Genomic DNA, 6,915 nt, shown 5'->3' on the forward strand with positions numbered 1-6,915 from the left:
AGCCACGAACTACCGCGAGCACGCCGATCTACGACTGAAGGGTTACGTCTGCGAGGCTGTGCATATGAGCGGCGCCATCACCCAAGCGGGCATATGGACCGAGCCCGCTCAGCTCCACTGCACTGGTCGTCACCCCGAAAAACGCCCGTCGCACGGCTATGCCTTGGGCGGGCCTGAGAAGATACGTCTGCCTGACCGCTCGATCGACATCGATGAACAATCGCTCGTCGGTCACCTCCGCGGCCTCCGTCGAACCATGGTCAGGCCCAACGACGGTGTGTCGCCAAATACGGCCCACGAGGGTGCGCAACTCACGAGTTGTCGGGTAGGGGACATCGCCGCCTGCCGGAGAGCCCGCTACGACGGTTTCGAACAAGTGGCACCATTTTTCAGACAAGAGGCTGAGATCGCTATGCGCGTCGAGCGTTTCACAGTCTTCCAGGACGGATCTCGCAGCGGTGTCCGAGCGGTGTAGCGCTTCCTGCCCCACGTCTTTGATAAAACTCCTTCTGATGATCCGGCGCGCCAGTCTGTGGACGGACGGGGGTTGACCGGTGTTACCAGCTGAAGAGCCGGTTACGCCCCATAGGGGCTGCCAATCCGTTGCATGCAGAGTATTTCCTGGCTGCAGGCAAGTGTCCGCAATGGTCCTTAATCGTGCGCCGGGGGCAGGCCACGCATAGGCATTCCGTACCATATCCTCTGCGCCTGTATAGCTGTGCAGTTGGCGCCGCGCCATGTACCGCGGTGCCAGCAGATACCACAGACATGCGCCCATGGCCAGTTCTGCGGCCTCTTCATGACCGCTTGCATCGCAGTCGCACTCCAGAGCATCGTCGGTGACTCTACCCACTGCGTTGGCGTAGCCATGGATAGCCTTGCTCCCACCTACTGACAAAGCCACAAGAAACTCGTTGAAGCATTCCTTGTTGATGTAATCCGATATTGCGTCTACTATTTCATCGTAGCGAATGATGCTGTCGACTGCCCGCTTGATCTTTCCGCACTTGTCGGCGGACTTGAAGGTGCCGAGGTCGTCGGTCAAATGGTTATAGTGAATGGTGCTCATGATCAGACGGTGGTATGGCACCATGGCGGCGTCCCACCAGCGAGCCAGAAGGAATTCGTTCGGAGTCACTCGTCCGCCGCCGACTCGAATGAATTTCTCTGTATCGATGATTTCTCCGCATTTTGCGGCCATGGCATCCTTCGCCACCATGAAGGCATCCGCCGTCACCATGTCCCGCAGGGCCTGAGTTGCAGCTTCCCCGGTGAGGCATGCAATACCCTCACTTGCCGCCGCTATGTACGCGTCGTAGCCCCCGTCGTCGGGGGCGTCCACTGCTCCCACATAGTCGATGGCGGTGGTCAGGCACAGTGCGGAGCCACAAAGGTCGAGAATGTGCCCATCGGTGCTCCGGATGAACTGCCAGGCATAGATGCTGGCATAGAAGTCGCGCAGTATCATGGGAACGACAGAATCCTTTTGCTCCGCGTGATACCGTAGATATTCTTTGATCAGTTCATACGCTTCTCCTCCCTTCTTGGGAGCTGTCGCCGCAACGACTGCCAGTCCCCGCTCAGTGCCGTTCATACGCTCAGGCCATAGACTTGCCCGCATAGAGGCCGCCGTTATCAGCGCTGCCGCAGCCAATGGACTCATCTCAGCACTTGAGCTGACCTCTTGACAGAAGACCGTGTCAATAGCCAAGCGGCACATGTCGTCGCCTGCCCGATATCGTGTTACTCCGCTTGATTTGTAGGGGACGTACGACGATTGGCGTGTCAGGTACGTGGTGAGGTTACCGAGCGACGTCCGACATGAGTCGAGGCCTTCCGGACTACCGTCCTTCTCGTCCGGTGCATCACCGATTCCCATCTGGAGTGCCGCCAATCGTCTGATGGAGCGCTCATCCGTAAGCCCACATATACTCGAATCCCACAAACTTCCGGTGTGCTCTCCCGTCACCCGAGCGTGGCGCACGCTGTCAGGATCGGGCTTGAACGAATCAGAATGAGGCGAGGTCACGGAAATCGATTTCCCTTAGACGATGGTATGCGGCATTACACTAGTACTACAGGCAATGGTCTGACGGTGAGTGAGCACGGGCCGCGCGGGTGCGGTAGTGGCTGGTTCGGGCTCGGGTCTGGTGGCGGGTGCGCCAGGTGCGTGCGGGGGCGAGGACGATCCGGTCGTACAGGCGGATCTCGTTCACGGTCGGGTGTCGGCGATCGTCGGGGTATTAGCCGGCTCCGGACGGACCAGGAAGCCCATGGCGAGCATGCGCACGGTGGTGTGCCGGTACCATGAGCACGACTTGCGTACCTCATGCTCGTCCAGCCCCCACTCCCCTTCGCGACCTGGAACGACTCGTCCAGCATCCAGCGCTGCCCGGCGGCGACGACCATCTCGGCCAAGGTCGTGTCCGGGTGGGGTGTGACACAGAAAGTAGGCGATCTCCCGGACGAGTTGGCCGGCCTTCTTGTCCTTCTTGCTGGGCACGGTCGAGCGGCGGATCAGCAGGTGACGCTCCAACCCCGTCGAAACGGAGGCGAGTTGGATGGCAGTCCAGTCGTACTCGCGCGGCTCCTTGGCGCCGTCAGTACATGACCGGCGCTCGAAGGCATCCTCCGGCACCAGCGCCCACAGCTCGCGGGCCTGCTGGGTGCGCCCGTCGGGCAGCGCCAGCACCTCGTCCTTCGGGATGGCAAGCACGTAGCGGACCTGGTGCTCCTCCAGCCAGGCGCGCAGCGCACGGCACTGCCCGTAGGCCTCGTCGGCCAGGAAATAGGTGAACGGAACCGGGGCCGCCAGCGCGCGCTCCAGCATTCCGCCGGGCCGGCTCCGGCTTGGTGGCCGCCGCGCTCGCGCGTTCGGGCGGGATGCCCTGCTCGGCGCACCGGCGTTCGTGCTCCGAGGTGGCGCCCAGGTCGCAGTGAGTGTGCATGTGGTCTCCGACACCGCGTCCTGTCCGCTGCAGTGGCGGCTGTTCGTGCCGCAGGAGTGGGCGGACGATCCCGCGCGACGGCACAAGACCGGGATACCGCCAGAGGTCGGGCATCGGGAGAAGTGGCGCCTGGCCCTGGACAGCATCGACGAGCTGGCCGGGTGGGGTCTGGTGCCGCCGGTGGTGGTGGCCGATGCCGGCTACGGGCAGAACGCCGACTTCCGCGACGGCCTGGACGGCCGGGGCATCGATTATGTGGTGGCCATCCGCTCGGGTGTGACCGTCCATCCGCACGAGGCCGAGCCCTTCGCGCCGCCGTGGTCGGGCAACGGCCGCAAGCCGCAGCCCCGCTACCGCGAGAAACCGCTCTCGGTGGCCGCGTTGGCGGCCGGCCAGGGGCGGCAGGCGTTCACCGAGGTGACCTGGCGGGAAGGCTCCCGCGGGCCGATGCACTCGCACTTCCTGGCGATGCGGGTGCGGCCGGCCGGCGTCCGGGCCCGCCGCCTGGCCCAGGCCGCCGCCACCGCGCAGGGAGCCGGCTGGGACGGTGTCCTGCCCGAGGTCACGCTGCTGGCCGAATGGCCCGAAGACGCCGAAGCACCCACCGACTACTGGCTGTCCAACCTGCCCGCCGCCACGACGATCGCCGAACTGGTCCGCCTGGCCAAGATCCGCTGGCGCATCGAGCACGACTACCGGGAACTCAAGCAGACGTGTTGTTGGACGTACCGCTCGCCATCGCCATCATCTTGCCGGCCGGCGTGACGAGGGACCACGTGCCGTTCTTGCCCTGGCCGTTCATGTCGCCGGCCTTGGTGTCGCCCATGTAGCGGTACAGCGGCCAGCCGGCCAGGGTGATCTGCTTCATGCCGTCGTCCCGGGTGACGGTGCCGATCTTCGCGTGCACGCCCATCCCCTTCGGCGTGCCGTCCGCCATGACCGGCATCCAGGTCTGCGCGCAATTGCCGGTGCACATCGACATGTTCACCTGGTCCTTGGCGTAGCGGTAGAGCGTCCAGCCCTGGGCGTCGGTGACCACCGTCCCCATGCCGGACATCTGCTTGGCCATCAGCATGTTGGTGCTGACCATGCCGCCGCTGCCCGCGTTCCCCGCGGCGGCGGTCCCGCCCCGGCCGGCGTCGTGGCCCCGGCCGGGGCGGTGGCACCCGGGGCCACAGCAGCACCGGTGTTGGCGGAGTTGTCGGTGGGAGAGCCACACGCGGCGAGCAGCAACGCCGACGCGACGCCGGCTGACAGACCGAGGGCGATGCGATGGCGGGACACGGAGTTCTCCCTTACGTCTTCTATGTCTACTGATGCTCTTAGTACGTTTGCCCGCCTCCATCTGTTCAGCCACAGGGGCCACACATGACGAAGCCTTTGCCCGAACCGCAAAGCGGCTTGGGCAAAGGCCTCATGGCGCGCGGCGCGCCAGGGACTTCAGGCCAGGGCGCTGCCCTTCTTCCAGGCGGCCCAGTCGACGTTCCAGTCCCCGTACCCGTTGTTGGTCGCGACCGTGTCCTTGGACTTCACGACAGTGACCGGGTCGCCGTAATTCACACGCTCGAAGTACCAGTTGGCGTCCGCGGTGCTCATCCCGATGCAGCCGTGACTGCCGTTGACCCGGCCGAACTTTCCCTCGTTCCAGGGCGCCGCATGTGTGTAGGTGCCCGACGGGGTCAACTGGACGTCCCACTTCACCGAGCCGAGGTCGTACGCCTCGGGGCCGAAGATGCCGACCGTGGACGAGTCCATCCGGATCGTGGGGACCTTGCTCAGCACCACCATGGTGCCGTTCCAGGTCTCGAAGCCCTTCTTGCCGGTGGAGACCGGGATGGTCCGGACGGTCTTGCCGTTCTCACTGAGGGTCAGGGTCTTCTTGACCACGTCGACCGTGGTGGTGACCGCCTTGCCGACGGTGAAGTCGATCTCGCGCTTCTGCGTGCCGACCAGGTCGCCGTTCTTCACCCCGACGAGGTCCATCGTGAACTTCACCTTGGTACCCGGCTGCCAGTACTCCGTGGGCCGGTAGTCCACGCGGTCCTTGCCGTCGCGGTTCTTCATCCAGCTCCAGGAGCCCTCTACGGCCGGTGTGGAAGTGACGCCGAGTTTGCGCTCCACGGCCGCCTTGTCGTGCACCGGCTTGTTGAAGACGACCGAGACCGGGAGGGCGACGCCCACGGTCGAGCCCGTGTTGACGTTGTAGGTGCCGACGAAGATCTCGCTCTTGCTCACTGTCGTGACGGTGCTGCTGCGCGAGACCTTGCTGCCGTCGGACGCGGTGAGCTGCGTCTTGAGCGCGTAGGTGGAGCCGTACTCCGTGTCATGGGCCGAGGTCCAGGTGGCACCGTCGGCGGACACCTTGCCGTCCAGGGCCTGGCCGCCGGGTCCGGTGACGGTGACCGAGGTCAGCTTCCCCTCCTTGGCCGTGACCACGAGCTGCTCGTCGGCTATCGCCTTCCCGCCCTTCACCACGGGCGAGACCGCGACGGTTGCCGAACGCGCCGTGGACTCCTTCGCCGCCGGCGCCTTGCCGCTGCCCGGCTTCGCGTCGTCCGACGCCGCAGCGCCCTGGCTGCATGCCGCCAGCGTGACGAAGCCCGCCACGGCGAGAGCGGCATGTCCGAGCCGCCTGCGCCGCGCCTGTGGACCTGCGGATATCGAGGGTCCGCGTCGGCTGAACTGCACGGCCGTCCTCCTTCGAAGCGCCACTAAGTGAATTAACAGACGTGCGACGCCAACCGCTGGTTCCCCATCCAAGCCGTCGCACGAAGATTCTACTAAATTATTTAGGCGTCCCAGATGACTCCGAGGAAGCTGAACGAGGCTTCGATGCCGCGTGACGTGCGCCAGCATGGACATGAAGGCCGGAGACAGGAACAATTCCCCATCTTCTACTAGGGAGTTTCGCAGTATACGATGAAGGTCGCTTCACCTCTGGAGGATGCAGCACCATGCACACGTGGCCTCTTCGCCGATGGCTTGCGGCCGCCGCGGTCACCGTCCCCGCGGCGCTCGCCATCGGGGTGCCCACCGGCGTGATCCCGACGCCCTTCTACACCCGGATGACTCCGGTGCTCTGGTGGAACTACCCGGTGTGGGCCATCAGTTCCATACTGGAGGGCCTGCTCATCGCCACGTACGTACGCATGCGCTCCATGGCAATCGACACGCAGATCGGTGGCCCGCCGGCCCCGGTCGGCTGTTCGGCATCGGCGAACGAGGCACCCGCCCACGACGGGACGAACCCGAGCGCCCTATTCCAAGGACCTACGCCACCACAGGAGGCCACCGAACGGCCGCGGACCGCTCGGGCCGTGATCGCAGGCGTGGCCTCGGCGTTCGCCGTCGGCTGTCCGATCTGCAACAAGCTGGTGGTGCTGGCCATCGGTGTGAGCGGGGCGCTGTCCTACTGGGCTCCGGTCCAGCCGGTGCTGGGCGTGGCGACCGTGGCCCTCCTCGGCTACGCACTGTTCCGCCGCCTGCGCACGGCCACCGGGTGCCCGGTGCCTTCGTGAGGCCGCGGATCAACACCGAAGGTGCCCTTGAACGTGCCGGCGGCGCCCTGTTTCCTGGAGGCCGCGGTGATGATCGTGGCGTCCATGTCGAGCACGATCCAGCCCTTCAGAATACCGCCCCGCGACGGTCAGATACGGGAAGCCGCCGGGCCGCAGGTGCAGCAGCGTCCAGACATGGCGACGCACCCGCTGTCCTACCTTCGCGCTGTGCGCGCCTCGTCTCGTTGGTCGTGGACAGCAGCCGGTGCAGCGTGGAGTCCGACACGGCCCCTCCGAAAAGGAAGCCGTGGTGGAGCTGGAGTTGCTCGGCCTCCAACAGATTCCTGGCGCCGAGCGCGATCGCGACGACGAGGCCGACGAGCGCGGTGGCCCGGTCCCGCCACGACGAGGTCGTGCCCGATGGCAGCACTCCCGCCAGTGCGTCGGTCAGGCCGACGCGGTCGGCGAGC

The 6,915-nt window shown here is 65.4% G+C and carries 5 protein-coding genes and 2 pseudogenes; 2 read left to right on the forward strand and 5 right to left on the reverse strand.

The genetic code is table 11. The annotated features are described in order from the left end of the window. Window positions 1-28: 28 nt before the first annotated feature. Both ABZZ74_RS46800 and ABZZ74_RS46805 read right to left on the reverse strand, forming a co-directional pair. Window positions 29-1,711, reverse strand: a complete 1,683-nt coding sequence (locus tag ABZZ74_RS46800; RefSeq protein WP_356950221.1) for a hypothetical protein — start codon at window positions 1,709-1,711, stop codon at window positions 29-31. A gap of 501 nt (window positions 1,712-2,212) precedes the next feature. Further along, window positions 2,213-2,962: a transposase gene (locus ABZZ74_RS46805; RefSeq protein WP_356950222.1), complete on the reverse strand. Its 750-nt coding sequence runs from the start codon at window positions 2,960-2,962 to the stop codon at window positions 2,213-2,215. Between ABZZ74_RS46805 and ABZZ74_RS46810 the strand changes: the two are divergent. Continuing rightward, a pseudogene (locus ABZZ74_RS46810) lies at window positions 2,928-3,656 on the forward strand (IS701 family transposase); the annotation flags it as partial. The gene ABZZ74_RS46805 and the pseudogene ABZZ74_RS46810 sit on opposite strands and share 35 nt — an antisense overlap. Here the strand turns inward: ABZZ74_RS46810 and ABZZ74_RS46815 are convergent. Together ABZZ74_RS46815 and ABZZ74_RS46820 are read right to left on the reverse strand one after the other, a co-directional pair. Continuing rightward, window positions 3,652-4,293, reverse strand: a complete 642-nt coding sequence (locus ABZZ74_RS46815; protein WP_356950227.1) for a hypothetical protein — start codon at window positions 4,291-4,293, stop codon at window positions 3,652-3,654. The pseudogene ABZZ74_RS46810 and the gene ABZZ74_RS46815 overlap by 5 nt on opposite strands. A 95-nt stretch (window positions 4,294-4,388) precedes the next feature. After that, complete coding sequence (locus ABZZ74_RS46820; RefSeq protein WP_356950223.1) at window positions 4,389-5,636, reverse strand: Ig-like domain-containing protein; 1,248 nt, start codon at window positions 5,634-5,636, stop codon at window positions 4,389-4,391. Window positions 5,637-5,902: 266 nt separating this feature from the next. Between ABZZ74_RS46820 and ABZZ74_RS46825 the strand changes: the two genes are divergently transcribed. Beyond that, window positions 5,903-6,466, forward strand: a complete 564-nt coding sequence (locus ABZZ74_RS46825; protein ID WP_356950224.1) for a hypothetical protein — start codon at window positions 5,903-5,905, stop codon at window positions 6,464-6,466. Between the two features lie 106 nt (window positions 6,467-6,572). Here ABZZ74_RS46825 and ABZZ74_RS46830 read toward each other — a convergent pair. Beyond that, a pseudogene (locus ABZZ74_RS46830) lies at window positions 6,573-6,915 on the reverse strand (hypothetical protein); the annotation flags it as partial.

This window comes from Streptomyces sp. NPDC006476, assembly GCF_040612015.1.
Lineage (GTDB): Bacteria > Actinomycetota > Actinomycetes > Streptomycetales > Streptomycetaceae > Streptomyces > Streptomyces griseorubiginosus_B.

Coding starts and splice junctions, on each gene's coding strand:
- ABZZ74_RS46825 (WP_356950224.1), top strand. CDS start 5,903: ATGCACACGTGGCCTCTTCGCCGATGGCTTGCGGCCGCCGCGGTCACC.
- ABZZ74_RS46815 (WP_356950227.1), bottom strand. CDS start 4,293: ATGGAGGCGGGCAAACGTACTAAGAGCATCAGTAGACATAGAAGACGT.